This window comes from Streptomyces sp. NPDC047081, assembly GCF_040643775.1.
Taxonomy (GTDB): domain Bacteria; phylum Actinomycetota; class Actinomycetes; order Streptomycetales; family Streptomycetaceae; genus Streptomyces.
Genome location: NZ_JBEYUY010000009.1, coordinates 232,536 through 259,103, shown reverse-complemented (window position 1 = coordinate 259,103; position 26,568 = coordinate 232,536). Strand labels below are relative to the sequence as shown.

Sequence of the window (26,568 nt, the reverse complement as noted above, 5' to 3'; positions counted from 1 at the left end):
CAGGGGCCGACAGTTTCAGCCCGTCCGGCGTTTGAGGACGAGGCCCGTTCAGGGCCGAAGCGGGGGTCTGGGGGCGGCAGCCCCCAGCACCACCTCAGCGACCGTTGAACGCGTCCTTCAGCCTGGAGAACAGCCCCTGCTGCCCCGGCTGGAACTGCCCCTGCGGGCGCTCCTCGCCCCGTAGCTTGGCGAGCTCGCGCAGGAGTCTCTCCTGGTCCGGGTCCAGCTTGTTCGGGGTCTGGACCTCGACGTGGACCACCAGGTCGCCCCGGCCACCGCCGCGCAGATGCGTGACGCCCCGGCCGTGCAGCGGGATCGACTGGCCGGACTGGGTGCCGGGCCGGATGTCGACCTCCTCCAGGCCGTCCAGGGTCTCCAGCGGGACCTTCGTGCCGAGGGCCGCCGCCGTCATCGGGATCGTCACCGTGCAGTGCAGGTCGTCCCCGCGCCGCTGGAACGTGGAGTGCGGCAGCTCGTGGATCTCGACGTACAGATCACCCGCGGGACCGCCGCCCGGCCCGACCTCGCCCTCACCGGCGAGCTGGATCCGCGTGCCGTTGTCCACACCGGCCGGGATTTTCACCGTGAGCGTGCGGCGCGAGCGGATACGGCCGTCGCCGGCGCACTCGGGACACGGCGTCGGAACCACCGTGCCGAAGCCCTGGCACTGCGGGCACGGCCGCGAGGTCATGACCTGGCCCAGGAAGGACCGCGTCACCTGCGACACCTCACCGCGGCCGCGGCACATGTCACAGGTCTGCGCGGAGGTCCCCGGCGCCGCCCCTTCACCGTTGCAGGTGTTGCAGACGATCGCCGTGTCGACCTGGATGTCCTTGGTCGTGCCGAAGGCCGCCTCGTCGAGCTCGACCTCAAGGCGGATCATCGCGTCCTGCCCCCGGCGCGTGCGCGAACGCGGCCCGCGCTGCGACGCCGTACCGAAGAAGGCGTCCATGATGTCCGAGAAGTTCCCGAAGCCACCGGCGCCGAAGCCGCCCGCGCCTGCGCCGCCCGCCTGCGAGAGGGGGTCGCCGCCGAGGTCGTAGACCTGCTTCTTCTGCGGGTCCGAGAGCACCTCGTAAGCGGCGTTGATCTCCTTGAACCGCTCCTGGGTCTTCGGATCCGGGTTGACGTCCGGGTGCAGCTCGCGGGCGAGCCGACGGAACGCCTTCTTGATCTCATCCTGCGACGCGTCGCGGCGCACGCCGAGAACGGCGTAATAGTCCGTGGCCACTTACGACTCCGCCAGGATCTGTCCGACGTACCGTGCCACTGCGCGTACCGCTCCCATCGTTCCCGGGTAATCCATGCGGGTCGGTCCGACCACGCCTAGCTTGGCGACTGCCTCGCCGCCCGAACCGTAGCCGACCGACACCACGGAAGTGGAGTTGAGTCCCTCATACGCGTTCTCATGACCAATACGTACGGTCATGCCCGAATCCCCGGCCTCGCCAAGGAGTTTGAGGAGCACCACCTGCTCCTCCAACGCTTCTAGGACGGGTCGGATGGTGAGGGGAAAGTCATGCGGGAAGCGGGTCAGATTGGCGGTGCCGCCGATCATCAGCCGCTCCTCGTTCTCCTCGACGAGGGTCTCCAGGAGAGTGGAGAGCACCGTCGAGACCGTGCCCCGGTCCTCGACGTCGAAACCCTCCGGGAGGTCCTCCACCAGCCGCGGCACGTCCGAGAAACGGCGTCCCGCGACCCTGCTGTTCAGCCGCGCCCGCAGATCGGCGAGCGAGGTCTCGCCGAAGGGGGCCGGGCAGTCGACCATGCGCTGCTCGACCCGCCCGGTGTCCGTGATCAGCACGAGCATCAGGCGCGCCGGGGCGAGCGAGAGCAGTTCCACGTGCCGCACGGTCGAGCGGGTGAGCGAGGGGTACTGCACGACGGCGACCTGCCGGGTCAGCTGCGCGAGCAGCCGCACGGTCCGCGCCACCACGTCGTCGAGGTCGACGGCGCCCTCGAGGAAGTTCTGGATCGCCCGCCGCTCGGGTGCGGTCATCGGCTTGACACCGGCGAGCTTGTCGACGAACAGCCGGTAGCCCTTGTCGGTCGGGATGCGCCCGGCGCTGGTGTGCGGCTGGGCGATGAACCCCTCGTCCTCCAGGGCGGCCATGTCGTTGCGCACGGTCGCCGGGGACACCCCGAGGTTGTGCCGCTCGGTCAGGGCCTTCGACCCGACCGGCTCCTCGGTCCCCACATAGTCCTGGACGATGGCGCGCAACACCTGAAGCCGTCGTTCACTCAGCATCGCGCACACCTCCAGCTGTCGTCCCCTGAACCCTTCGCCTGGCACTCTGTCCGTCCGAGTGCCAGCCGTTACCGGCCAGTGTACGGCGGTGGGGTACACCCGGGGCAAGGTCGACCTCTGTTGAACGGGTCGTACCGCTAGCGTCGCCGTATGACGGTGACTTGGGAAGAGTTCGGGTGGGAGCGGGTGGCGGGCGGGGTCGGGCGGTGCCGGCTGCCGGGCTGGGACTGTACGACGGGGCTGGTCGTCGGGGACGGCACGGCGCTGGTGATCGACTCGGGGTCGAGCCTGGCGGAGGGCGCGCGGCTGCGTACGGAGGCGTCGGCGCTCGCCGGTCACCCTGTGACCCATCTCGCGCTCACCCACCCCCACTTCGACCATGTCCTCGGGACGGCCGCGTTCGAGGGCGCGGAGGTGTACGGCGCGGTGGGCATCGAGACGGTCCTCGGCACCCGGCACGCGCGCGAGGAGCTGCGGGCGGACGCGGTGTCGCAGGGGCTGGACGCGCACGCGGCGGACGAGGCGACGGCCGCGCTCGTCCCTCCCCCGCATCACGTCTCCGGCGAATGGACCCTGGACCTGGGCGGTGGCCGCCAAGTCCTGCTGGCGAACGTCGGCCCGGGCCACACGGCCCACGACCTCGCCGTCCTCGTCCCCGGCTCCCCGGAGGTGGTCTTCTGCGGCGACCTGGTCGAGGAGTCCGGCGAACCACAGGCGGGCCCGGACGCGGTCCCCTCCCACTGGCCGGCCGCCCTGGACCGCCTGCTGGACCTGGGCGGCGAGGACGCGCTGTACGTACCCGGTCACGGAGCGGTGGTGAACGCGGCGTTCGTACGAGCCCAGCGAGACACCCTCGCGACCCGTTTCGGCGTGTCGCGCTAGGCGGGGGCCCGCTTCTCCTATCGTCATCCGAATGCGCCAGTACTCCGCCGACCTGACCCCTCCCTGGAAGAAGCCGAAGCCCGTCCCCGAGGTCGCGGCGGAGCCCGGTCTGGTGGTGGAGGAGCCCGGCACCGGTTTCTGCGGGGCGGTGATCCGCTGCGAGGCGGGCACGGTGACCCTGGAGGACCGCTTCGGCAAGCACCGCGTGTTCCCGCTGGAGCCGCGGGGCTTCCTGCTGGAGGGCCGGGTGGTGACGCTCGTACGCCCCACCGGTAACGCTCCTGTACGACCCTCCCGTACCGCGTCCGGTTCGGTCGCCGTCCCGGGCGCACGCGCGCGCGTGGCCCGCGCCGGCCGCATCTACGTCGAGGGCCGTCACGACGCGGAACTGGTCGAGAAGGTGTGGGGCGACGACCTGCGCATCGAGGGCGTGGTGGTGGAGTACCTGGAGGGCGTGGACGACCTCCCGTCGATCGTCGCGGAGTTCGCCCCGGGGCCGGACGCGCGGCTGGGTGTCCTGGTGGACCACCTGGTACCAGGCACGAAGGAGTGGCGCATCGCGGAGTCGGTGACCAGCGAACACGCGCTGGTCGTGGGCCACCCGTACATCGACATCTGGGAGGCGGTGAAGCCGTCGTCCCTGGGCATCGAGGCGTGGCCCCGCGTCCCGCACGGGCAGGACTGGAAGACGGGCGTGTGCAAGGCGCTGGGCTGGCCGTCGGACAACACGGGGGCGGTGTGGCAGGCGATCCTGAAGCGGGTGGGGTCTTACAAGGACCTTGAGCCGGAGTTGTTGGGCCGGGTGGAGGAGCTGATCGACTTCGTCACGGGTAGCGGTGGGGCCTGACGTTGGGAAACGTTCCGAACCCGGTGGTGTCCAATTCGAGCCCCAGCTCTTCCAACGGCAGCGGGGCTCCGAACTTGGTGATCTGCTGCCGTTGGTAATCGGCGTCCTCTCCCGTCCCCACAGGCCTTGTCAGCAGCACGCACTGCGCCATGATCGGATCTACGATGAGATAGGCAGGCACCTTGCCAGCGGCGTAGATGGACCGTTTGATGTCGTAGTCACGGTGGACGCTGGTCTTGGAGACAACCTCGACCACCACCGTGATCAGCCCAACCGGGAGCAGTCGTCCCGAAGCCGGCAGCACGTCGGGATCGACGACCACCAGGTCCGGAACGGGTTCGCTGGCTTCCTCAAGAAGGTCGACGTCCTGCGTCTGAAGGGCGTACCAGCGGTCGATCGGAATCTGCCTGCTCAGCAGCATCACGATGACGTTGTGCACCAGATCAGGGCTGGCCATCATCACGATTTCCCCCCGCAGAAGCTCCACCTTGAGTCCGTCGGGCGGCTCAAGGCCCTCAAAGAACTCTGCGACTCCACGTTCGTCCACAGCGGTCATCTCCGTGGCCTCCACATTCGCCGCGTACTGTCGGCGGCAGCCTACGAACCAGGTTAGGGACCGAACCGGCGTTCCGCACCGATTCACCCGCCGGAGTGATCAGTCCACCAGGTCCCGCACCACCGCATCCGCCAGCAACCGTCCCCGCAACGTCAGCACCGCCCGGCCCTCCTCGTACGAGCCCTCCTGCAGCAGCCCGTCCGTGAGCGCCCGGCGTGCGGCCTTCAGGCCCGCCTCCCGCAGGAGCGACAGCGGCACCCCCTCCCGCAGCCTCAGCTCCAGCAGGATCCGCTCCACCCGGCGGTCCTCCTCCGACAGCAGCTCGCGGCCAGCCCCCGGCGACTTCCCCGCCGCCAGCGCCGCCGCGTACGCCCCCGGATGCTTCACGTTCCACCAGCGCACCCCGCCGACGTGGGAGTGGGCGCCGGGGCCCGCGCCCCACCAGTCGGCGCCGCGCCAGTACAGCTCGTTGTGGAGGCAGCGGGCCGCCTCCGAGGTGGCCCAGTTGGAGACCTCGTACCAGTCGAAGCCCGCCGCGGACAGGACGTCCTCCGCGATCAGGTACCGGTCCGCGTGCACGTCGTCGTCCGTCATCGGGACCTCGCCCCGGCGGATCCGGCGGGCCAGCTGCGTGCCCTCCTCGACGATCAGGGCGTACGCCGACACATGGTCCGGGCCCGCCCCGATCGCCGCCTCCAGCGACGCCCGCCAGTCGTCGTCCGACTCCCCCGGCGTGCCGTAGATCAGGTCGAGGTTGACGTGCTCGAAGCCGGCCGCCCGTGCCTCCGCAACGCAGGCCTCCGGGCGGCCCGGGGTGTGGGTGCGGTCGAGCACACGCAGCACATGCTGTTTCGCGCTCTGCATGCCGAAGGAGATCCGGTTGAAGCCGCCCTGGCGGAGCACGGACAGATACGCCGGGTCCACCGACTCCGGGTTCGCCTCCGTCGTGACCTCCGCGTCGGCCGACAGTCCGAACTCGTCGCGGATCGCGCCCAGCATCCGTACGAGATCACCGGCGGCCAGCAGCGTCGGCGTACCGCCCCCGACGAACACGGTCCGCACCTCGCGCGGGTCGTCGCCCAGGACCTTGCGGGCCAGGCGGATCTCGTCGATGAGGGTGTCCGCGTAGTTGTCGCGGGAGGCGAGGACGCCGCCCGTGCCGCGCAGCTCGGTCGCGGTGTAGGTGTTGAAGTCGCAGTAGCCGCAGCGGGTCGCGCAGTACGGGACGTGGAGGTAGAAGCCGAGGGGGCGGGTGGCCGACCCGGTGAGCGCGGACTGGGGCAGTGCGCCGTCGGCGGGGACCGGCTCGCCGTCGGGGAGTGCGGAAGGCATGCCCTCCATTGTCCAGCACGCGTGCGCGTACCTGCTCCGCTGCCTGAGCAGACCTGGTGAAGTCGGCTGCGGTACGGCAGCGCCGCCAAGGGGCGCGGGGCTGTGTTGCATGTGCGGCTACCGCCGCGATGGGGGTCCCCCCGCGCGAGCGAAGCCGAGCGTGGGGGAGCGACCAGCCACGACGGCGCCGCAGACGAACGACGACACATCGCCGCACATCCAGCGGAGCGCTTGGCACGCGTGCGCGTGCCTACTCCGCCTGCAGCACCAGCAGCGCCAGGTCGTCCTCGGGTGGCCTGCCGCCGAACTCGTGCACCAGTCTCTTGATGCGCTCCGCGATCAGCTGGGCGCTCAGGCCCGCGCAGCCCGCGAGGGCGGTCGCGAGGCCGTCGGCGTCGTCGAACATGTCGGAGCCGGAGCGGCGCTCGGTCACGCCGTCGGTGACGCAGAGGAGGGTCTCGCCGGGGAGCAGCTCGAAGGTCTCGCTGGTGTACGTCTCGTCCTCGATGACGCCGAGGAGGGTCTGCGGGCGGGCGGCCGTGCGGACGGTCCCGTCGGGGCCCAGCAGCAGCGGGAGCGGGTGGCCGGCGGAGGCGAGGGTGACGCGGACGCCGCCCTCGAAGGGGGCGAGCTCGCCGTAGAGGAGGGACAGGAAGCGGGTCTGCGGGCCGTCTCCGGGCGCGGCCGGCTGGACCAGGGCGCGGGCCGCCGCGTCCGCGGCCTCCGTCGCGTCGTCGAGGAGGAGCCGGTTGAGGCGGTCGAGGACGTCGGCGACGCGGTAGCCCTCGCGCGCGAGGAGCCGCAGCCAGGGGCGGGCGAGCCCGATGACGACGGCGGCCTCGGGGCCCTTGCCCTGGACGTCGCCGACGGCGAAGCACCAGCGGCCGTCGCCGGCCGGGAAGAGGTCGTAGAAGTCGCCGCTGGGGCCGCCTTTGTCGCACGGTTCGTAGACGAGCGCGCTGTGCACGCCGGGGATCTCGGCGACGGCGGTGGGCAGCAGGCCGCGCTGCAGGACCCGGCTGATGGTGGCCTGGCGGGCGTACTGGCGGGCCGCCCCGATCGCGAGGGCGACCCGGCGGCTGAGGTCCTCGACGAGGCCGGTGATCTCGTCGGGGAAGCGCAGCAGGCCGGAGCGGCCGATGACGAGCGTGCCGAGCGGGCGGCCGCCCGCGACCAGCCGGTAGGCGAGCGCGGTGCCGTGCGCGTCCCGCAGGTCGAGCGCCTGACCGGGCCAGGGGTACGACACCGGCCCGGACCGTAAGCCGTCCGTCGGGTGCGGCGGGTCCTTCTCCAGGGCCCGGCGCAGCTGCTCGATGCGGTTCTCGCTGCCGTGCCAGACGCGGGCGAGCCGCGGCCCCGTACCACCCGTCCCGTCGGCCGCCCAGCCGCCCGCGCTGTCGCTGCCGCCCGAGCCCCAGCGGCCCATGACCTCGTCCTCCAGCCAGACCGCGCACCAGTCGGCGAGCCGGGGCACGATCAGCTGGCCGGCGAGCGCGGCGACGAGGTTCTCGTCGAGCTGGCCGGCCAGCAGGTCGGAGGCCTCGGCGAGGAAGGAGAGCGCGCCGCGGTTGAGCCAGTCGCGGTCGCGCTCGGGGCGGCGGGGTTCCGGGGCGAGGAACTCGGCGACGTCGAGGCCGCGTTCGAGTGCCTGCCGGCTGTCGTACACCGCTATCGCGTCCTCGTCGGTGCGCTCCGCGCCCTCCTCGTCCTCGCGGGCCAGCCGCGCCCACACCGTCTTGGCGCCCTTGCGATAGGTCACACCCCAGGACTCGGCGAGCGTGGAGACCAGGCGCAGTCCGCGGCCGTACTCCGGTGTCTCGTACGGCGATTCGGCGTCCGAGTCGCGGGGCGCGCGGGAGGGATGGCGGTCGCACACCTCCAGGACGAGTGCGCCGGTCGGCTCCTCGAGACGGCACACGACCTCGACGTCGGTGCCCGCGTGCACGACGGCGTTGGTGACGAGTTCGCTGGCCACGAGTACGGCGTCGTCGGCGAGGCCTTCGGTGAGGTGCTCGGTGCCGGGCAGGCCGAGGCGGGCCCAGTCGGTGAAGGCGGTGCGCAGGAGCGCGCGGGCGGACCCGGGCGCGACGGGGCTTCCGGGCAGCGTCGCGTGCGCCCGCGCACGCGGGTCCACGGGGCCGTGCGGGAGCGCGTGCGGCTGCGCGGGCGCATCGGAGACACAGCGCGCGGTCTCCCGTTGCGTCGGAATGGCCCCCATCGACAGCTCCCCGAGCGGTTCGGACGAATACGCCTCAAGTGATGCCGACAGAGTGACAGACTGGCCACGCCCATAAGCGCCGAGTTACCGAAGTGGGCCGCCATGAGTGAGAACAGTGCTACGCGTGTGCTCGAAGACGGACAGAAACCGGAACAAGTCCGAGCATCGGAGCTGCGCCCGCTGCTCGCCGCGATGACCGCCGCCCGGGACGGCGACTTCACGAAGGTTCCGGAGACCGGCCACGGGATCGTGGCCGAGCTGACGGCCGTCTTCAACCAGATCACCGACCGCAACACCCACTTCAACACCGAAGTGCAGCGCGTCAAGCGGGAGTTGGTACGGCACGGGCGGCTGGACGAGCGGCTGGCGGCGAGCCCGGGGCAGGGCGCGTGGACGGCCCGCGTCAACGATGTCAACCAGCTCCTGGACGCCCTGGTGGCCCCGGCGGCGAACGCGACGCGGGTGCTGGACGCGGTGGCCGGCGGCGATCTGACCCAGCGGGTCGATCTGCACGACGGCAACCGGCAGTTGCGCGGTGATCTGCGCCGGCTCGGCCGGGCCGTGAACAAGATGGTCGACCAGTTGTCGCTGTTCACCGGCGAGGTGACCCGGGTCGCGCGCGAGGTGGGTACCGAGGGGCGGCTCGGCGGGCGGGCCAAGGTGCAGGGCCTGTCCGGTAGTTGGCGGGATGTGACCGAGGCGGTCAACACCATGGCGTCCCGGCTGACCGCGCAGGTGCGGGACATCGCGCTGGTGACGACGGCGGTGGCGCGCGGCGACCTGACCCGTACGGTGACGGTCGAGGCGACCGGTGAGCTGCTCGAACTGAAGCTCACCGTGAACACGATGGTGGACCAGCTCTCCGCCTTCGCCGACGAGGTGACGCGGGTCGCCCGCGAGGTCGGCACCGAGGGCCAGCTGGGCGGGCGGGCCCAGGTGCGGGGTGTGTCGGGTGTCTGGAAGGACCTCACCGACAACGTCAACTTCATGGCCTCGAACCTGACTTCACAGGTGCGGAACATCGCCCAGGTGACGACGGCCGTGGCCAACGGCGACCTGTCGCAGAAGATCACCGTCGACGCCCAGGGCGAGATCCTGGAGCTGAAGTCCACGATCAACACGATGGTCGACCAGCTCTCCGCCTTCGCCGACGAGGTCACCCGCGTCGCCCGCGAGGTCGGCACCGAGGGAAACCTGGGTGGGCGCGCCCAGGTGCGGGGCGTCTCCGGTGTCTGGAAGGACCTCACCGACAACGTCAACTTCATGGCGGACAACCTGACTTCGCAGGTCCGCAACATCGCGCTCGTCTCCACGGCCGTCGCGCAGGGCGACCTCGGCAAGAAGATCACGGTGGAGGCGAAGGGCGAGATCCTGGAGCTGAAGTCCACGATCAACACGATGGTCGACCAGCTCTCCGCCTTCGCCGACGAGGTCACCCGCGTCGCCCGCGAGGTCGGCACCGAGGGAAACCTCGGCGGTCAGGCGCAGGTGAGAGGCGTCTCGGGCGTCTGGAAGGACCTCACCGACAACGTCAACTTCATGGCGCTGAACCTGACTTCGCAGGTCCGGAACATCGCCCAGGTGACCACCGCCGTGGCCAACGGCGACCTCTCCAAGAAGATCACCGTCGACGCGCGCGGCGAGATCCTGGAGCTGAAGGACACCGTCAACACGATGGTGGAGCAGCTGCGCGCCTTCGCCGACGAGGTCACCCGCGTCGCCCGCGAGGTCGGCACCGACGGCCGGCTGGGCGGCCGGGCCCAGGTGCTCGGCGTCTCCGGTGTGTGGCGGGACCTGACCGACAACGTCAACTACATGGCCGACAACCTGACTTCGCAGGTGCGGAACATCGCCCAGGTGACCACGGCGGTGGCCAACGGTGACCTCTCCAAGAAGATCGACGTGGACGCGCGCGGCGAGATCCTGGAACTGAAGACCGCGATCAACACCATGGTCGACACGCTGTCCTCCTTCTCCTCGGAGGTGACGCGGGTCGCCCGCGAGGTGGGCTCCGAGGGCCAACTGGGCGGCCAGGCACGGGTGGAGGGCGTGTACGGCACCTGGAAGCGCCTGACGACGAACGTGAACGAGCTCGCCTCCAACCTGACCACCCAGGTCCGCGCGATCGCCGAGGTGGCCTCCGCGGTGGCGCAGGGCGACATGTCCCGCTCGATCACCGTGGAGACCCAGGGCGAGGTCGCCGAGCTGAAGGACAACATCAACCTGATGGTGGCCAACCTCCGCGAGACCACCCGCGCGAAGGACTGGCTGGAATCCAACCTCGCCCGCCTCGCCGCCCTGATGCAGGGCCACCGCGACCTGATGGAGGTCGCCGACCTGATCCTGCGGGAGCTGACCCCGCTGGTGAACGCCCAGTACGGCGCGTTCTTCCTGGCCGACCCGGACGAGGACGGCGCGTCCATCCGCACAACCGTTCCTGCGAAGGGACTGGCGTTCATCGCCGGCTACGGCTCGGCCCAGGGCGCGACCGTCGAGACCGGCGGCCTCCCGGTGCACGGCCTGGTCCGGCAGGCGGCCCGGGAGAAGAAGCGGATCCTCGTCGAGGAGGCCCCGCCGGACTACATCAAGATCAACAGCGGTCTCGGGGAAGCGGCGCCCGCCAGTGTCGTCATCATCCCGATCCTCTTCGAGGACAAGCTCCTCGGCGTGATCGAGCTGGCCTCCTTCTCCCGCTTCTCCGACGTCCACCTGGCCTTCTTCGACCAGTTCGTGAACACCATCGGCGTCGCGATCAACACCATCATCGCCAACTCCCGCACCGAGTCCCTGCTCGGCGAATCGCAGCGCCTGGCCATGCAGTTGCAGGAGCGCTCGGACGAACTCCAGAAGCAGCAGGCCGAGTTGCAGCGCTCGAACGCCGAACTGGAGGAGAAGGCGGCCCTGTTGGCCACCAGCTCCCAGTACAAGTCGGAGTTCCTGGCGAACATGTCGCACGAGCTGCGCACACCGCTCAACTCCCTGCTGATCCTGGCCCGGCTGCTCTCCGACAACCCGGACGGCCATCTCACCGACCAGGAGGTGCAGTTCGCGACGACGATCCACCGCTCCGGCTCCGACCTGCTCCAGCTGATCAACGACATCCTGGACCTGTCGAAGATCGAGGCCGGCCGGATGGACGTACGTCCGAAGAAGCTGCCGCTGATCAAGCTGCTCGACTACGTGCACGCCACCTTCCGCCCGCTCACCCTGGACCGGGGGCTCGCCTTCGACGTGGCGGTCGGCGAGGACGTGCCGCGCGAGATGTACTCCGACGAGCAGCGCCTCCAGCAGATCCTGCGCAACCTGCTGTCCAACGCGATCAAGTTCACCGCGACCGGGCGAGTGGAGCTGCGCGTCAACCGGCTCTTCGACGCCGAGCGCCGCTACGTCCGCGACAGCGACGAGGTCATCGCGTTCGCCGTCACCGACACCGGCATCGGGATCGCGGCCGAGAAACTCCCGGTGATCTTCGAGGCGTTCCAGCAGGCCGACGGCACCACCAACCGCAAGTACGGCGGCACCGGCCTCGGCCTCTCCATCAGCCGCGAGATCGCGGGCCTGCTCGGCGGCCGTATCGTCGCGGAGAGCGAGCCCGGCAAGGGCTCCACCTTCACGCTGTACGTCCCCGTCGTCAGCCCCGGCCACTCGGCGACCGGTCCGGTGCCCGAGGACCGTCAGGTGCCGGTGCCGGAGCAGCTGTCGGCCGAGTCGTACCCGGCCACGCACGACGTGGACGACTCCTGGCCGGCCCCCACCAAGCTGGAGGCGTGGAAGTCCGGGCGGGCCGGCCAAGTGCTGCCCGGGCGGCGGGTGTTGATCGTCGACGACGACATCCGCAACGTCTTCGCCCTCACCCATGTCCTCGGCCGCGTCGGCATGCCGGTCCTGTACGCGGAGAACGGCCGCGAGGGCATCGAGACCCTGGAGCGCAACCCGGACGTCGAACTGGTCCTGATGGACATCATGATGCCGGAGATGGACGGTTACGAGACCATCGCCGCCATCCGCCGCACCCCCCGCTGGACCGGTCTGCCGATCGTCGCGCTCACCGCGAAGGCGATGCCCGGCGACCGGGAGAAATCCATCGCCCGGGGTGCCAACGACTACGTACCGAAGCCGGTGGACGTCGACCAGCTGCTGACCGTCGTGTGTGCGCTGCTCGATCCGGAGAGCGCGGCTCGCGAGGACCAGGCGGACGTCGAGGAGGCGGCGGCGACGCCGACGCCCGAAACTGAATGAGGCACAGTCACCATGAGCGCTGAGGCAACGACCGACGAGCGTGCCAGCATCCTCCTCGTCGACGACATGGAGGACAACCTGATCGCGCTCGAGGCCGTCCTGGGGTCCCTCAACGAGCCGCTCGTACGCGCGCGTTCGGGCGAGGAGGCGATGAAGGCGCTGCTGCGGCAGCAGTTCGCCCTGGTCCTCCTCGATGTGCGCATGCCGGGCATGGACGGCTTCGAGACGGCCGCGAACATCAAGCGGCTCGACCAGACCAAGGACGTCCCGATCATCTTCCTGACCGGCGCGGAGGACGACTCCGGCTACGCCTTCCGCGGCTACGCCACCGGCGCCGCCGACTATCTGACCAAGCCCTTCGATCCCTGGGTGCTACGCGCGAAGGTGACCGTGTTCCTGGACCTGCACCGCAAGAACCAGCAACTGGAACGCCTGCTGGCCCAGCAGCAGGCGGACTACGGGGAGGTGAGCGCGAAACTCGCCGGCCTGGAGGAACAGCTCGACGCGGACGAGCCCCCGGACCTGGCCACCTTGCGCGACCGGATCCGGGAACTGCGCCAACTCCTCGACAGGGGACGCCCGTAGGACGCTACGACGCCTCGCGGGTGCCCGCCCTTTGGATCACGCCTCCCGCGTGCCCGCGTACATCTCGTCGATCAGGTGCTTGTACTCCCGCTCCACCACCGGGCGCTTCAGCTTGAGGCTCGGGGTGATCTCGCCGTGTTCGACGTCGAGGTCGCGGGGCAGGAGGCGGAACTTCTTGATGGTCTGCCACTTCTGCAGGCCCTCGTTGAGTTCCTTGACGTACGCCTCGACCATCGAGACGGTGGCCGGCGCGGCGACGATCTCCGCGTACGACTTGCCCTCCAGGCCGTTCTCCTTGGCCCAGTCCAGGATGGAGGGCTCGTCCAGCGCGATGAGCGCCGTGCAGAAGTTCCGGTCGGCGCCGTGCACCAGGATGTTGGAGACGTACGGGCACACCGCCTTGAACTGGCCCTCGACCTCGGCGGGCGCGATGTACTTGCCGCCGGAGGTCTTGATGAGGTCCTTCTTGCGGTCGGTGATGCGGAGGTAGCCGTCGGGCGAGAGCTCGCCGATGTCGCCGGTGTGGAACCAGCCGTCGGCCTCCAGCACCTCGGCGGTCTTCTCCGGCAGCCCGTGGTAGCCCTGCATGATGCCGGGGCTGCGCAGCAGGATCTCGCCGTCGTCCGCGATGCGCACCTCCGTGCCGGGCAGCGGCTTGCCGACCGTGCCGGTGCGGTAGGCCTCGCCGGGGTTGACGAAGGAGGCCGCGGAGGACTCCGTGAGCCCGTAGCCCTCCAGGATGTGGATGCCGGCGCCGGAGAAGAAGTAGCCGATCTCCGGGGCGAGCGCGGCCGAACCCGACACGCAGGCGCGCAGGTTGCCACCGAAGGCCTCGCGGATCTTGGCGTACACCAGCGCGTCGGCCGTCTTGTGCTTGGCGGCGAGCCCGAACGGCACGGAGGCCGTCCCGGTGCGCCGGAAGTTGTCCTGGCTGACCTTGGCGTACTCGCGGGCGACCCCCGCGGCCCACTGGAAGATCTTGTACTTGGCGCCGCCGCCCGCCCGGGCCTTGGCGGCGACCCCGTTGTAGACCTTCTCGAAGATGCGCGGGACGGCCGCCATGTAGGTCGGCTGCACGACCGGCAGGTTCTCGATGATCTTGTCGACGCGGCCGTCGACGGCGGTGACGTGACCGACCTCGATCTGGCCGGAGGTGAGCACCTTGCCGAAGACGTGCGCGAGCGGCAGCCACAGGTACTGCACGTCCTCGGCGCTGATCAGCCCGGTCGCGGCGATCGACTTCGCCATGTACGACCAGCTGTCGTGCGCGAGCCGGACGCCCTTGGGCCGGCCCGTGGTGCCGGAGGTGTAGATCAGGGTGGCGAGCTGGTCCTTGGTGATCGCGCCGACCCGCTCCTTGACCAGCTCGGGGTCCTTCTCCAGGCGCGCGGCGCCGCGGGCCTCCAGCTCGGCCAGGGTGAGGACCCAGTCGCTCGTCTCGACGCCGGCGCCGTCGATCACGACGACATGGGTGAGGGCGGGCAGCTCGCCGCGCTTCTCGACCGCCTTGGCCAGCTGGGCCGCATCCTCGGCGATCAGCACCCGGCTCTCGGAGTCGGAGAGGATGAACGCCGACTCGTCGGCGTTGGTCTGCGGGTAGACCGTGGTGGTCGCGGCGCCCGCGCACATGATGCCGAGGTCGGCGAGGATCCAGTCGAGGCGCGTCGAGGAGGCGAGGGCGACACGCTGCTCGGGCTGCACGCCGAGCTCGATGAGACCGGCGGCGATCGCGAAGACCCGCTCGGCGGCCTGTCCCCAGGTCAGCGACTTCCAGGCGTCCGGTCCCTCGCCCGAGGCCGACGGCACCGGGTAGCGGTACGCCTCGGCGTCCGGCGTGGCCGTCACGCGCTCCAGGAAGAGGTTCGCCACGCTCGGCGGACGGTTCTCGATCAGTGTCTGTGTGTCGCTCACGACATCCTCCGGGCCCGCGGCAGTGCGGCTGGCTCAATTGCGGCTGGCTTCACGCAGTAGCGTTTGTTTAACTCGCGAGTAACTATCGAGCAGAGATCAGACTAGAGCCCGACCGGCCGGTTCGTAAGGGCTCTCGGCCTGTCACTTCGTACAGAGAGCGACGCTACGCACGCGTAGGGGCCCGTCGCGCTTTCGTACGACGGACCCCCGTTCTGCCTGGTTTGGACGGTAACCGGCTGTAACCCGCGGTTACTTCTTGCCCTTGCCCGACCCCGCGCTGTCATCGCTGGAGAGCACCGCGATGAAGGCCTCCTGCGGAACCTCCACGGAACCCACCATCTTCATCCGCTTCTTGCCCTCCTTCTGCTTCTCGAGCAGCTTCCGCTTACGCGAGATGTCACCGCCGTAGCACTTGGCGAGGACGTCCTTGCGGATGGCGCGGATGGTCTCGCGGGCGATGACCCGGGAACCGATGGCGGCCTGGATGGGCACCTCGAACGCCTGCCGCGGGATGAGCTCGCGCAGCTTGGCGACGAGCCGCACGCCGTACGCGTACGCCGCGTCCTTGTGCGTGATCGCGGAGAAGGCGTCGACCTTGTCGCCGTGCAGCAGGATGTCGACCTTGACCAGGGAGGACGTCTGCTCACCCGTGGGCTCGTAGTCCAGCGAGGCGTAACCGCGGGTCTTCGACTTCAGCTGGTCGAAGAAGTCGAAGACGATCTCCGCGAGGGGGAGCGTGTAGCGGATCTCGACGCGGTCCTCGGAGAGGTAGTCCATGCCGAGGAGGGTGCCGCGCCGGGTCTGGCACAGCTCCATGATCGAGCCGATGAACTCGCTCGGGGCGAGGATCGTCGCGCGTACGACGGGCTCGTACACGTCGTTGATCTTGCCCTCGGGGAACTCGCTCGGGTTGGTGACGGTGTGCTCGCTGCCGTCCTCCATCACGACCCGGTAGACCACGTTGGGCGCGGTCGCGATCAGGTCGAGCCCGAACTCGCGCTCCAGCCGCTCACGGATCACGTCGAGGTGGAGCAGCCCCAGGAAGCCGACGCGGAAGCCGAAGCCCAGGGCCGCGGAGGTCTCCGGCTCGTAGACGAGCGCGGCGTCGTTGAGCTGGAGCTTGTCGAGGGCCTCGCGCAGCTCGGGGTAGTCGGAGCCGTCCAGCGGATAGAGCCCGGAGAAGACCATGGGCTTCGGGTCCTTGTATCCCCCGAGCGCTTCCGTGGCCCCCTTGGCCTGGCTGGTGACGGTGTCGCCGACCTTGGACTGGCGGACGTCCTTCACACCGGTGATGAGGTAGCCCACCTCACCGACGCCGAGGCCGTCGGCACCGAGCATCTCGGGCGAGTTGGTGCCGATCTCCAGCAGCTCGTGGGTGGCGCCGGTCGACATCATCTTGATGCGCTCGCGCTTGTTGAGCTGGCCGTCGATGACACGGACGTACGTCACGACACCGCGGTAGGAGTCGTACACCGAGTCGAAGATCATCGCACGGGCGGGCGCGTCGGCGACGCCGACGGGCGCCGGGATCTCCCTGACCACCTTGTCGAGCAGCGCGTCGACGCCGACACCGGTCTTGGCGGAGACCCGCAGCACGTCGTCGGGGTCGCACCCGACGAGGTTGGCGAGCTCCTCGGCGAACTTCTCGGGCTGCGCGGCCGGCAGATCGATCTTGTTCAGTACGGGGATGATCGTGAGGTCGTTCTCCATCGCCAGGTAGAGGTTGGCGAGGGTCTGGGCCTCGATGCCCTGGGCGGCGTCGACGAGGAGGATGGTCCCCTCGCAGGCGGCGAGCGACCGCGAGACCTCGTAGGTGAAGTCGACGTGCCCCGGGGTGTCGATCATGTTGAGGATGTGCGTATTGCTCTTGTCGTGGCTCGGAGCCCACGGCAAACGCACCGCCTGGGACTTGATCGTGATGCCGCGCTCGCGCTCGATGTCCATCCGGTCGAGGTACTGAGCACGCATCTGCCGCTGCTCGACGACGCCGGTCAGCTGGAGCATCCGGTCGGCGAGCGTGGACTTGCCGTGGTCGATGTGCGCGATGATGCAGAAATTGCGGATCAGAGCCGGGTCGGTACGGCTCGGCTCGGGCACATTGTTAGGGGTCGCGGGCACGCAGGGTCCTGTCTCTTGAGGCGCCTTATGCCTCGGGTCGGATCGATACGTAGGCTCCATGGTCCCACGGGCGGCGACCGGAGACCGTTTTGGGCCGTCGGCCCGGCCACTGGTAGTCTGGGCAGCTGTGTCTCATGCCCTCTCAGCGCGAGGCACACCTCAAGAAATCACCTGGTACCGGCCCCGAGCGGGCTTGTGCCTGAACCTGAAAAGGCTCAATCAGTGGCGAACATCAAGTCCCAGATCAAGCGGATCAAGACCAACGAGAAGGCCCGGCTGCGCAACAAGGCCGTCAAGTCCTCCCTGAAGACCGCGATCCGCAAGGCCCGTGAGGCCGCTGCCGCGGGTGACGTCGAGAAGGCCACCGAGTACCAGCGCGCTGCCGCGCGTCAGCTCGACAAGGCCGTCTCCAAGGGCGTCATCCACAAGAACCAGGCCGCCAACAAGAAGTCGGCGCTCGCTTCCAAGGTCGCGTCCCTCAAGGGCTGACACCTTTCTGATCTGACCGCCGGAGGGAATCGAGCGGGCCCTCTCTCATCCGCTCCCGTCCGGCACCCTTCGGGTCCACGCGCGGCCTGCGTTCGCCACGCGGGCGTGGACCCTCCAGCTTGAAACCGAGGCCCCGGCGCCCCGCCCTTCCCCAGGGCGACCGCCGGGGCCTTCGGCATTGCCTGCCCCTGTCTGTGCCCTGGTCACGACCAGAACGCGTTGGCCTTGTCCATGTCCTCGACGCACTCGTCGAGGTCGGTGATCTTGTCTCCGACGATCCGGAAGAAGATCCCGCCGTTCTCCTCTATGTGCTTGTCGCCCCGGTCGGCGGTGAAGCGGTGCACGGAGATGGTGTGCCCGCGGCCGTCGACGAACAGATTGAGCAGCTCGACGCGGAAGGTCCCGCCCGTCTCCGAGTAGAGCCGGCCGTAGTACCCCTCGATGATGTTGTCGAGGCCCTTGTAGTCCCCCGAGAGCGGGTGCGAGCCGGGCACGTGGTGGGTGCAGTCCCCGGTCATCAGCCCGCGCAGGGTGTCCATGTCTCCGCGCTGGAAAGCCTCGTAGCCCTTGCGGACGAGCGCTGCGTGCGGGTGTTCAGCCATGGCGATCGCCACCTTCCCTTGTCAGGCGAGGTGCGGCTGATACGCCCGATTCTCCTCCCCCTGCCGCTCAGCGTCCTCTGGAACGGGCCGCGCGCGCGATGGTCACGACCGCCTTCTCCAGCGCGTAGTCGGGATCGTCCCCGCCGCCCTTCACGCCCGCGTCCGCCTCGGCGACCGCGCGCAGGGCCACCGAGACGCCGTCCGGTGTCCATCCCCGCATCTGCTGCCGCACCCGGTCGATCTTCCACGGCGGCATCCCGAGCTCCCGCGCGAGATCCGCGGGCCGGCCGCCGCGCGCGGACGACAGCTTGCCGATCGCCCGTACGCCCTGCGCGAGCGCGCTGGTGATCAGCACGGGCGCGACGCCGGTGGACAGCGCCCAGCGCAGCGCCTCCAGCGCCTCGGCGGCCCGCCCTTCCACCGCCCGGTCGGCGACCTCGAAGCTCGACGCCTCGGCCCGCCCGGTGTAGTACCGCCCGACGACCGCCTCGTCGATGGTCCCCTCGACGTCGGCGACCAGCTGGGACACGGCGGACGCCAGCTCCCGCAGATCGCTGCCGATGGCGTCGACGAGCGACTGACAGGCCTCGGGCGTCGCCGATCTCCCGGCCGCCCTGAACTCGCCCCGCACGAAGGCCAGCCGGTCCGCCGGCTTGGTCATCTTCGGACAGGCGACCTCCCGGGCCCCCGCCTTCCGGGCGGCGTCGAGCAGCGCCTTGCCCTTCACTCCTCCCGCGTGCAGCAGCACGAGCGTGATCTCCTCGGCGGGCGCCGAGAGATACGCCTTCACGTCCTTCACCGTGTCGGCCGAAAGATCCTGCGCATTGCGTACGACCACGACTTTGCGCTCCGCGAAGAGCGAGGGACTGGTGAGCTCGGCGAGGGTGCCGGGCTGCAGCTGGTCCGGGGTGAGGTCACGTACGTCCGTATCGGCGTCGGCGGCCCTGGCGGCGGCCACCACCTCCTGCACGGCACGGTCGAGCAGGAGATCCTCCTGGCCCACGGCAAGCGTCACCGGGGCGAGAGGGTCGTCATCAGCAGTCTTCCTGGCCATCGGGTAAAGCATGGCACGGGCCACTGACAACGTGCTCCCGCCTCACGCTTACGGGCTTCCGCCGCCCCTACGGCTCCTCGCGCCAGCCGTCCCACTCGCCCGCGAACTCGTCCAACGCCGCCGGGTCCAGCCGCTCGCCCTCGTCCCGCAGCACGACCAGCCACTGCGCGTCCTCGGCGTCGTCCTCTCCGGCCAGCGCGTCCCGCACCAGCTGCGGCTCCTCCGCCAGCCCGAACCGCTCCCTGACCGCCTCGGCCGCTTCCTCCGCGGCGTCGCGGTCGGGCAGCACCAGCACATGTCTCACATCGCTCACGGCAGCCATTGTCCGGCACGGTCGGGAGGGCTCCCGCAGGTCAGGTCACCCCTTGCGCACGATCTGCACGTCGAGGTCGATCCGAATGCTCGGTCCCACCACGGCTATCCCCCGCGCCAGCATCGTCTGCCAGCTCACGGTGAAGTCGTCCCGGTGCAGCTCGGTGGTGGCCCGGCAGGCCGCCCGCACCTCGCCCTCCATGCCGTTCCCGAGCCCGAGGTACTCCGTGTCGAGCGTGACCGTACGCGTCACCCCGTGCAGCGACAGCGCCCCGGTGACCGCCCACCGGTTCCCGCCCTTGTGCACGAACCGCTCGCTGTAGAACTCCAGCGTCGGAAACCGCACCACGTCCAGGAAGTCGGCGGACCGCAGATGGTCGTCCCGCATCCTGACGTTCGTGTCGATCGACGCCGCGTCGATCACCACATGCATCGCCGACCGCTCCACCGGCTCCGCGATCCGCACGGCCCCCACGAACGAGTTGAACCGCCCGTGGATCCGCGCCAGCCCGATGTGCCGCGCGGTGAAGGCGATCGAGGAGTGCATCGCCTCGATATCCCAGTCCCCCACCGCCGGCAACTCCGGCGGCTGCGCCACCTGAAGCGTCACGTCTCCCAGCGAGGCGAGCGAGTTCTCCCCGACGGTCGCGCCGGCCCGGTACGGCGTGTACCCCTCGGCGGACACCGCGAGCCGGTACTCGCCCGCGGGCACCGTCGTCACGAACGACCCGAAGGGATCCGTCTCCCCGCCGACCACCTTGCGCCCCATGGCGTCGCTGACCGCGAACTCCGCATGCGTCACCGGCTCGTTGACCGGATCCAGCACCCGGCAGCTCAGCACCCCGGCACTCGGCGGGGTCTGCACCGCCGCCAGGGGACTCGTCCGTTGCACCCTGCTCGTTCGGTTTCCCAGCCAGCGGCCGAACATCCACGCCACCCCTGTGCGCCTCGATTCACTCGTCACCGAAGAGACATTCGATCACTGTTGAGGCTTTCGAGGCAACACGGGTCGGCTACGCACGATTAGCAACGACTGGTACCGCCTGATCCCTCCTAGTCCCTGCTGATCCCGATCAGTCACGCCTGGTGGGATTTCGCACAGTCGGCACACGGTCGAGCTCGATCCCGAACCGCTCCCGGTAGACCGCAAGCACCTCCTCGTCCGTCCCCAACTCCCGCTCCGTACGCGCCCCGTCGGCGCCCGTCTCCTTGAACGTCCGCCCGCTGAGCGTGATCCTCCCTCCGTCCTCCGTCACCCTGGAGCACACCAGCGACTGCGTGAAGTGCGAGGCGGGCGAGGTGCTGTGCCACCAGGCCCCGGCCACGAAGTCGGGAAGCACCCGCGGCCGCACCTCCAGCCGGTACTGCGGCCGCCCGTCCAGCAGGACATCCAGGTCCGGCCCCGCCTCGACGATCCGGAACGTCCCCACGGGATCCTCCTGCTCACCCCGCTCCCCGAACCCCAGCGGATAGTGGCTGTTCGCCCCGAACCCGACATCGGCCAGCCACTCGCCCCCGTCCACCGTCCGCACCCGCAACGCCAGATGGTCGTACGGGATCCCGAGCCGTCCCCCGTCGCCGTGCACCCGCGCCGCGAGCGGCGTGACCTCGAACCCGAACGCGCCGAGCAACATCCCGAAGGCGCCGTTGAGTTCGTAGCAGAACCCGCCCCGCCGCGCCCCGACCACCTTGTCCAGCAGCCGCTTCTCCTCCAGCACGATCTCCTCGCCGAGGTGGACGGACAGGTTCTCGAAGGGCACGGCACGCAGATGGCGCAGGTGCAGCTCCCTCAGTACGTCCGCGGTAGGGGTGGTGGGCCGGTCCCCGGGCTCGATCCCCAGGCGGCGGAGGTAGGCGTCGACCTGTGTGATGTCCATGCCCTCAGTCTCGCGCCACCTCCAGCTCCGCGCCCGCCCCCGTGACGGCCAGCGCCCCGTCCAGATCCGTCCGCAGCACCACCGCCCCCGCGGCCCGCAGCGCCGCGACCGTACTGGGAGCCGGATGCCCGTACGGGTTGTCCTCCCCGCAACTGATCAGCGCGAGCCGCGGCGCCACCCTGCGTATCAGCTCGGGATCCTGGTACGCGGACCCGTGATGGGCGACCTTCAGCACGTCCACGCCGCCCAGCAACGCACCCTGGGGCGACCTCAACAGCTCTTGCTGGGCCGGGGGTTCGAGATCCCCGAGCAGCAGGAGCCGCAGCCCGCCGGAGCGGACCAGCATCGCCACGCTGGCGTCGTTCGGCCCGTCCGGCTCCAGTACCGGACGCGACGGCGGCCACAGCACCTGCCAGGCCAGCGACCCGGTGCGCCGCTGCTCCCCGGCGACGGCACGGGTGACCGGAATGTGCCGAGCCGCGGCCTCCCTCCGTACGAACTCGACCTGGTCCTCCGGCTCTTCGAACCCCGTCGTCTCGATCGCCCCCACCGAACGCCCCCGCAACACCCCGGGCAGCCCCGCCACATGATCTGCGTGAAAGTGGGTGAGAACGACCAGCGGGATCCGGGTGATGCCGAGTGTGCGCAGACAGTGGTCGACGAGCGTCGGATCAGGCCCGGCGTCCACGACCACACCACTGCCGTCCCCCGCCGCGAGCACCGTCGCGTCTCCCTGACCGACGTCACACATCGCGAACCGCCAACCGGGCGGCGGCCACCCCGTGACGACCCTGACCAACGGCGCCGGCTGCACGACGACGAGCACCAGCAGCACTCCGCATGCCGCGCACGCCCACGGATGCCTCAGCAGCCGCCGACCGGCGAACACGACGGCCACCGTGACGAGGGCGAGCAGCAGGGCTCCGCTCCAACTCCCAGGCCAGTCCACTCCCCCACCGGGCAGCGAGGCCCCCGTCCGGGCGATACCCGCGATCCAGCCGGCCGGCCAACTCGCGCACCAGGCAAGCCCCTTGGCGACCGGCATGAACACCGGCGCCGTCGCCAGCGCGGCGAATCCGAGCACCGTGGCCGGCGCTACCGCGATCTCCGCGAGCAGATTGCAGGGCACCGCCACCAGGCTCACCCGCGCCGACAGCACGGCGACGACCGGCGCGCACAGGGCCTGCGCCGCGGCAGCGGCCGCCAGCCCCTCGGCCAGCCTGGGCGGCACCCGACGCCGCCGCAACGCCTCGCTCCAGCGCGGCGCGAGCGTGAGCAGGGCACCGGTGGCCAGCACGGACAGCACGAAGCCGTAACTCCGCGCCAGCCAGGGGTCGTACAGCACCAGCAGCAGTACGGCCGTCGCCAGCGCCGGGATCAGCGATCTGCGGCGTCCGGTCGCCAGGGCCAGCAGCACGACGGCACCGCAGGCTGCGGCCCGCAGCACGCTCGGGTCCGGCCTGCACACGATGACGAAGCCGAGGGTGAGGACGCCGCCGAGCAGCGCGGTGGTGCGCAGCGGGATGCCGAGCCAGGGCGCGAGGCCTCGCCTTTCCACCAGTTGTGCCATGCCCGGCGGTCCGATGAGCAGGGCGAGGATGATGGTGAGGTTGCTTCCGGACACGGCGAGCGTGTGTGCGAGGTCGGTCTCCTTGAAGGCCTCGTCCAGCTCCGGGGTGATCCGCGAGGTGTCCCCGACGACGAGCCCCGGCAACAACGCCCGCGCGTCCCCCGGCAGCCCGTCGGTCGCCTCCCGCAAGCCGGCTCGCAACCGCCCGGCGAACCGCTGCGCCCCCGACGGCCCACCGACGACCTCCGGCACCCCCTGCCCCCGCACCCGCAACACCCCGGCGATCCGATCCCCGCCCACGGCGGCGGGCACGACCCGGGCAACGACCCGCACCCGCGTGGAGGGGAGGAGGTCGAGCCAGGGGGAGCGGGGCGGGCCGTCGGCGGAGGGCTTTTCAGGGCGAGTGAGGGGGCGTTCGCCCTTGGTTGCGGAGGGGTTCCCGGTGCTGGTGAAGGGGGCCTCACCCTTGGCTGCGGAAGGTTTGTCAGCGCCGGTGAGAGGGCGCTCGCCCTTGGCGGAGGCCGACTCTCCGATGTCCACGATCATCAGTACCGGGGCCCGCGTCGCCACGGCCGTCCCGTCCGTCTCCTCGACCCGCCGTACCTCTCCCTCGACCAGCACGGCAGTCGGAGCGGCGTGATCCCCTCTGATGCGGGGCTTGGTGAGCCGCGGATCGGAGGACACCTCTACCTCGGCGGTCACGGTGGCGTACTGCCGCGCCAACTCCGGCAGGGGCCCGCGCCGGACGTCGGCCCCGTGCAGCCCTGCGGAGACGGCGGCCGCGGCGACGCAGAGCAGGACACCGGCGACGGAGATCCGCGGCCAGGTGGCGCGGGGCAAGGAGGCATGCGGCCGGGTGCCGCGGGGCCAGGTGGCACCAGGCCGGGCAGCACGCGCCGGTCGATGCGCGGGCTTGCCCGTCCGCCCGCCGCTTCCCCCACGTCTCCCGGCAAGCAGCAGCACCCCCGCCACGACAACGCACACCACGACAACCCCGGTCACCCACCCAGGCGTGGCGTCCAGCATCAACGCCGCCGTCCCCCAAGCGGCCAGCGCAGGCGCCACGAGCCGCAGGTCCGTCGGCCCCTCCTGCCGGGGATTGGCCGCTCCGAGCCGTCCCTGGGAGGCGGCGTGAACGGCCGCCCGCCGGTGTGCGGGGTCGGGGTCGCCGCTTGCCGAGGGGCCGGCGCCGCCACCCACCGCGAGGCCGGGGATATCACCCGCCGAGCCATCGGAAGCACCGCCCACCGACAGGCCCGCACCGCCACCCACCGCGAGATCAGCGGTACCGCCCGCCGAGCCATCGGAAGCACCGCCCACCGACAGGCCCGCACCGCCTCCCTCCCCAGGGTCAGGGGTACCGCCCGCCGAGGGACCAGGAGCGCCGCCAGCCGAAGACCCAGCCGTCCTGCTCATGGCCGTACCAGATTCCGCAGGTCGGCGAAACGGCGGTCACCGATGCCGTTGACCTCGCGCAGCTCGTCCACCGAGCGGAAACCGCCGTGCTGGGTGCGGTAGTCGATGATGTGCTGGGCCAGCACCGGGCCGACGCCGGGCAGCGTGTCGAGTTGGTCCACCGTGGCCGTGTTGAGAGCGACGGGTGCCGCAGGAGCCGCGCCGCCCGCCGAGCCACCCGCGGCTCCAGCGCCCGCACCGGCCGGAGCAGGCGCGGGCGCGGGGCCGCCGACGACCACCTGTTCCCCGTCCACCAGGAACCGGGCCCGGTTGAGGTTCTCCAGGTTCGTACCGGGCTTCACCCCACCAGCCGCCCGCAACGCGTCCGCGACCCGCGACCCGGCCGGCAGCCGATGGATCCCCGGCTCCCGAACCTTCCCGCTGACGTCCACGACGATCTCGGCCCCGGCCGTGCCCGCGGCCTCCGGCACACCGGCCGCTGCCCCACCCGCCGACCCACCCGCCTTGGACGCCCCGCCCTTCTCCCGTTCCCCGAACGGCGCCGCCGCCCGAACCACCTCCGGCGCCCGAACGGACTGCGTGCGCCCCGCCCAGAAGTGCTGCACGGCGAACACGGCGGCCACGACGAGCAACACCCCGAGCGCCACCACACTCCGCCGCTCCAGCCCACACCGAGCCTGCAGCCACAACGGCATCCGCTCCCGCACGGCGAGCCCCACCCGCGCCTGCCAAGCGTCCCGGGCCATATGAGCTTCCGGCCGCCCGAGCACGCCGCTTACGGGAGGAGCCTCGCCGCCGTTGGCCAGAAAGGCATCAGGTCGGCCGGGCGGAAGGACACCGGAACCGCCAGGTGGAAGAACCGCTGGGCCAACGGACGGAAGAACATCGGACCGGCGGGGCAGATGCACATCCGGCGCCACGCGCGGATGAGCATCGGGTTCGACGCGCGGAGGAGCGTCAGGCTTGACGGGCCGAGGAGTATCCGGGCCGTATGGCCGCAGAACATCCAAGTCTTCGGGCCGAAGCGCATCCGGACCGTCAGGCGGAACGACATCAGCCTCGTCCCGCTCCTCCACAACCGGCCCCGACGCCCCCGGCGCCCCAGCCCAAGACCCCCGCCCCTCCCCCACCCGTTCCGGAAACAACACCTCCGCCCGCCGCCGGAGTTCCTCCGCCGACGCCTGTCGATGGCGGGCGCGGTTCCGGGCGGGCGTGCGGCGATGGCGGGTCCGGCCGTCGGAGGCAGGACCCCGCCCCGGGCCACTCGTAGCGGTCGCTGTGCGTGAACGTGATCGAAGAGCCATGCGCCGAGGATCGACCACCTCGCCGCCCCCGCGATGATCTTGCTCAATTCCCGGGGATTACCCCCCAGTTGTGGATAACTCCACCACCCCCACGGGTGATCACAGGTCCCCCTCACAGCCCCAGCCCCGCCGACAGCGCCCGCGACGGACCGTCACCTAGGCGAAACCACAACCCCCAACAACCCAGGCCCGGTATGCGCCCCGATCACCGCCCCCACCTCACTCACATGCAGGTCCGCCACCCCCGGCACCCGCGCCCGCAACCGGTCCGCGAGCGCCGACGCCCGGTCCGGTGCCGCGAGGTGGTGCACGGCGATGTCCACCGGCGCGCTGCCGGCGCGGTCGGCCGCGATCTCCTCCAGGCGAGCGATGGCCTTCGACGCCGTACGCACCTTCTCCAGGAGTTCGATCCGGCCGCCGTCCAGCTGCAGCAACGGCTTCACGGCGAGCGCGGAACCCAGCAGCGCCTGCGCCGCACCGATCCGGCCGCCGCGCCGCAGATAGTCGAGGGTGTCGACATAGAAGTAGGCCGAGGTCCCGGACGCCCGTTTCTCCGCCGCGGTGACCGCCTCGTCCACCGTGCCGCCCGCCTCCGCGGCCTCCGCCGCGGCCAGCGCGCAGAAGCCGAGCGCCATGGCGACCGTCCCGGTGTCCACCACCCGCACCGGCACCGACGCCTCGCGCGCCGCGAGGACCGCCGCGTCGTACGTGCCCGACAGGTCGGCGGAGAGGTGGAGGGAGACGATGCCGGTGGCCCCGGACTCGGCGACCCTGCGATACGTCTCGGCGAACAGCTGCGGGCTGGGCCGCGACGTGGTGACGGGGCGCCGCTTCTGCAGCGCCTGAGCCAGCGACCGTGTGGAGATCTCGGTGCCCTCGTCCAGCGCCTGGTTGCCGAGGACCACCGTCAGCGGCACCGCTGTGATGCCGTGGCGCTCCATCGTCCGCGGCGGCAGGTAGGCCGTTGAATCGGTGACGATCGCGACATGGCGGGACATGAGCTGGAGG

The 26,568-nt window shown here is 70.6% G+C and carries 20 protein-coding genes; 5 read left to right on the top strand and 15 right to left on the bottom strand.

Annotated elements, in window-relative coordinates:
- Nucleotides 1-94: 94 nt before the first annotated feature.
- Together dnaJ and hrcA are read right to left on the bottom strand one after the other, a co-directional pair.
- Nucleotides 95-1,231: a molecular chaperone DnaJ gene (gene dnaJ, locus ABZ848_RS19735; RefSeq protein ID WP_242759449.1), complete on the bottom strand. Its 1,137-nt coding sequence runs from the start codon at nt 1,229-1,231 to the stop codon at nt 95-97.
- Nucleotides 1,232-2,248, bottom strand: coding sequence for a heat-inducible transcriptional repressor HrcA (hrcA, locus tag ABZ848_RS19730; protein WP_360833352.1), 1,017 nt, complete (start codon nt 2,246-2,248; stop codon nt 1,232-1,234). It lies immediately after the preceding gene.
- A 150-nt stretch (nt 2,249-2,398) separates the two neighbouring features.
- Here hrcA and ABZ848_RS19725 point away from each other — a divergent pair, with 150 nt between their 5' ends.
- Together ABZ848_RS19725 and ABZ848_RS19720 are read left to right on the top strand one after the other, a co-directional pair.
- Nucleotides 2,399-3,130: an MBL fold metallo-hydrolase gene (locus ABZ848_RS19725; protein ID WP_360833350.1), complete on the top strand. Its 732-nt coding sequence runs from the start codon at nt 2,399-2,401 to the stop codon at nt 3,128-3,130.
- 31 nt (nt 3,131-3,161) lie between these two features.
- On the top strand, nt 3,162-3,977 hold the full coding sequence (locus tag ABZ848_RS19720; RefSeq protein ID WP_360833348.1) for a DUF3097 domain-containing protein: 816 nt from the start codon (nt 3,162-3,164) through the stop codon (nt 3,975-3,977).
- Here ABZ848_RS19720 and ABZ848_RS19715 read toward each other — a convergent pair.
- The 3 genes from ABZ848_RS19715 to ABZ848_RS19705 form a co-directional block, all read right to left on the bottom strand.
- A complete protein-coding gene (locus ABZ848_RS19715) occupies nt 3,955-4,533 on the bottom strand; it encodes a Uma2 family endonuclease (RefSeq protein WP_360833346.1) in 579 nt (192 codons plus the stop codon). The two genes, ABZ848_RS19720 and ABZ848_RS19715, sit on opposite strands and share 23 nt — an antisense overlap.
- A gap of 99 nt (nt 4,534-4,632) precedes the next feature.
- Nucleotides 4,633-5,865 carry a radical SAM family heme chaperone HemW gene (gene hemW, locus ABZ848_RS19710; RefSeq protein ID WP_360833344.1) on the bottom strand — a complete coding sequence of 411 codons (1,233 nt, stop codon included), beginning with the start codon at nt 5,863-5,865 and terminating at the stop codon, nt 4,633-4,635.
- A gap of 250 nt (nt 5,866-6,115) precedes the next feature.
- Nucleotides 6,116-8,083, bottom strand: coding sequence for an ATP-binding SpoIIE family protein phosphatase (locus tag ABZ848_RS19705; RefSeq protein ID WP_360833342.1), 1,968 nt, complete (start codon nt 8,081-8,083; stop codon nt 6,116-6,118).
- A 102-nt stretch (nt 8,084-8,185) separates the two neighbouring features.
- Here ABZ848_RS19705 and ABZ848_RS19700 point away from each other — a divergent pair, with 102 nt between their 5' ends.
- Together ABZ848_RS19700 and ABZ848_RS19695 are read left to right on the top strand one after the other, a co-directional pair.
- On the top strand, nt 8,186-12,322 hold the full coding sequence (locus ABZ848_RS19700) for a HAMP domain-containing protein (RefSeq protein ID WP_360833340.1): 4,137 nt from the start codon (nt 8,186-8,188) through the stop codon (nt 12,320-12,322).
- A gap of 12 nt (nt 12,323-12,334) precedes the next feature.
- Nucleotides 12,335-12,907 carry a response regulator gene (locus ABZ848_RS19695; protein ID WP_360833338.1) on the top strand — a complete coding sequence of 191 codons (573 nt, stop codon included), beginning with the start codon at nt 12,335-12,337 and terminating at the stop codon, nt 12,905-12,907.
- A 36-nt stretch (nt 12,908-12,943) separates the two neighbouring features.
- Here the strand turns inward: ABZ848_RS19695 and ABZ848_RS19690 are convergent, their stop codons facing one another.
- The gene (locus ABZ848_RS19690; RefSeq protein ID WP_360833336.1) at nt 12,944-14,818 is read right to left on the bottom strand and encodes an AMP-dependent synthetase/ligase; all 1,875 of its coding nucleotides are present in this window, start codon (nt 14,816-14,818) and stop codon (nt 12,944-12,946) included.
- 249 nt (nt 14,819-15,067) lie between these two features.
- Nucleotides 15,068-16,936: a translation elongation factor 4 gene (gene lepA, locus ABZ848_RS19685; protein ID WP_360833334.1), complete on the bottom strand. Its 1,869-nt coding sequence runs from the start codon at nt 16,934-16,936 to the stop codon at nt 15,068-15,070.
- 222 nt (nt 16,937-17,158) lie between these two features.
- Here lepA and rpsT point away from each other — a divergent pair, with 222 nt between their 5' ends.
- The gene (gene rpsT / locus ABZ848_RS19680) at nt 17,159-17,425 is read left to right on the top strand and encodes a 30S ribosomal protein S20 (RefSeq protein WP_015660447.1); all 267 of its coding nucleotides are present in this window, start codon (nt 17,159-17,161) and stop codon (nt 17,423-17,425) included.
- Between the two features lie 203 nt (nt 17,426-17,628).
- On the opposite strand, the gene ABZ848_RS19675 is transcribed toward rpsT, so the two are convergent.
- From ABZ848_RS19675 to ABZ848_RS19640, 8 genes are all read right to left on the bottom strand, one after another.
- Nucleotides 17,629-18,027, bottom strand: a complete 399-nt coding sequence (locus ABZ848_RS19675; RefSeq protein WP_360833331.1) for a nuclear transport factor 2 family protein — start codon at nt 18,025-18,027, stop codon at nt 17,629-17,631.
- Nucleotides 18,028-18,094: 67 nt separating this feature from the next.
- Nucleotides 18,095-19,081: a DNA polymerase III subunit delta gene (gene holA, locus ABZ848_RS19670; protein WP_360833329.1), complete on the bottom strand. Its 987-nt coding sequence runs from the start codon at nt 19,079-19,081 to the stop codon at nt 18,095-18,097.
- A 67-nt stretch (nt 19,082-19,148) separates the two neighbouring features.
- On the bottom strand, nt 19,149-19,394 hold the full coding sequence (locus tag ABZ848_RS19665; RefSeq protein WP_360833327.1) for a hypothetical protein: 246 nt from the start codon (nt 19,392-19,394) through the stop codon (nt 19,149-19,151).
- Nucleotides 19,395-19,439: 45 nt separating this feature from the next.
- Nucleotides 19,440-20,321 carry a YceI family protein gene (locus tag ABZ848_RS19660; RefSeq protein ID WP_360833543.1) on the bottom strand — a complete coding sequence of 294 codons (882 nt, stop codon included), beginning with the start codon at nt 20,319-20,321 and terminating at the stop codon, nt 19,440-19,442.
- A gap of 145 nt (nt 20,322-20,466) precedes the next feature.
- Nucleotides 20,467-21,270: an arylamine N-acetyltransferase gene (locus ABZ848_RS19655; protein ID WP_360833325.1), complete on the bottom strand. Its 804-nt coding sequence runs from the start codon at nt 21,268-21,270 to the stop codon at nt 20,467-20,469.
- Nucleotides 21,271-21,274: 4 nt separating this feature from the next.
- A complete protein-coding gene (locus ABZ848_RS19650) occupies nt 21,275-23,866 on the bottom strand; it encodes a ComEC/Rec2 family competence protein (RefSeq protein ID WP_360833541.1) in 2,592 nt (863 codons plus the stop codon).
- 386 nt (nt 23,867-24,252) lie between these two features.
- Nucleotides 24,253-25,266, bottom strand: a complete 1,014-nt coding sequence (locus ABZ848_RS19645; protein ID WP_360833323.1) for a ComEA family DNA-binding protein — start codon at nt 25,264-25,266, stop codon at nt 24,253-24,255.
- A 446-nt stretch (nt 25,267-25,712) separates the two neighbouring features.
- Entirely contained in the window at nt 25,713-26,558 is an 846-nt protein-coding gene (locus ABZ848_RS19640; RefSeq protein ID WP_360833321.1) for a DegV family protein, read from the bottom strand.
- Nucleotides 26,559-26,568 lie beyond the last annotated feature (10 nt).

Coding starts and splice junctions, on each gene's coding strand:
- ABZ848_RS19650 (WP_360833541.1), bottom strand. CDS start 23,866: ATGCTGGACGCCACGCCTGGGTGGGTGACCGGGGTTGTCGTGGTGTGC.
- ABZ848_RS19675 (WP_360833331.1), bottom strand. CDS start 18,027: ATGGCTGAACACCCGCACGCAGCGCTCGTCCGCAAGGGCTACGAGGCT.
- ABZ848_RS19725 (WP_360833350.1), top strand. CDS start 2,399: ATGACGGTGACTTGGGAAGAGTTCGGGTGGGAGCGGGTGGCGGGCGGG.
- ABZ848_RS19660 (WP_360833543.1), bottom strand. CDS start 20,321: ATGTTCGGCCGCTGGCTGGGAAACCGAACGAGCAGGGTGCAACGGACG.
- hrcA (WP_360833352.1), bottom strand. CDS start 2,248: ATGCTGAGTGAACGACGGCTTCAGGTGTTGCGCGCCATCGTCCAGGAC.
- hemW (WP_360833344.1), bottom strand. CDS start 5,865: ATGCCTTCCGCACTCCCCGACGGCGAGCCGGTCCCCGCCGACGGCGCA.
- holA (WP_360833329.1), bottom strand. CDS start 19,081: ATGGCCAGGAAGACTGCTGATGACGACCCTCTCGCCCCGGTGACGCTT.
- ABZ848_RS19655 (WP_360833325.1), bottom strand. CDS start 21,270: ATGGACATCACACAGGTCGACGCCTACCTCCGCCGCCTGGGGATCGAG.
- ABZ848_RS19720 (WP_360833348.1), top strand. CDS start 3,162: ATGCGCCAGTACTCCGCCGACCTGACCCCTCCCTGGAAGAAGCCGAAG.
- ABZ848_RS19695 (WP_360833338.1), top strand. CDS start 12,335: ATGAGCGCTGAGGCAACGACCGACGAGCGTGCCAGCATCCTCCTCGTC.
- ABZ848_RS19700 (WP_360833340.1), top strand. CDS start 8,186: ATGAGTGAGAACAGTGCTACGCGTGTGCTCGAAGACGGACAGAAACCG.
- ABZ848_RS19640 (WP_360833321.1), bottom strand. CDS start 26,558: ATGTCCCGCCATGTCGCGATCGTCACCGATTCAACGGCCTACCTGCCG.
- ABZ848_RS19715 (WP_360833346.1), bottom strand. CDS start 4,533: ATGACCGCTGTGGACGAACGTGGAGTCGCAGAGTTCTTTGAGGGCCTT.
- ABZ848_RS19705 (WP_360833342.1), bottom strand. CDS start 8,083: ATGGGGGCCATTCCGACGCAACGGGAGACCGCGCGCTGTGTCTCCGAT.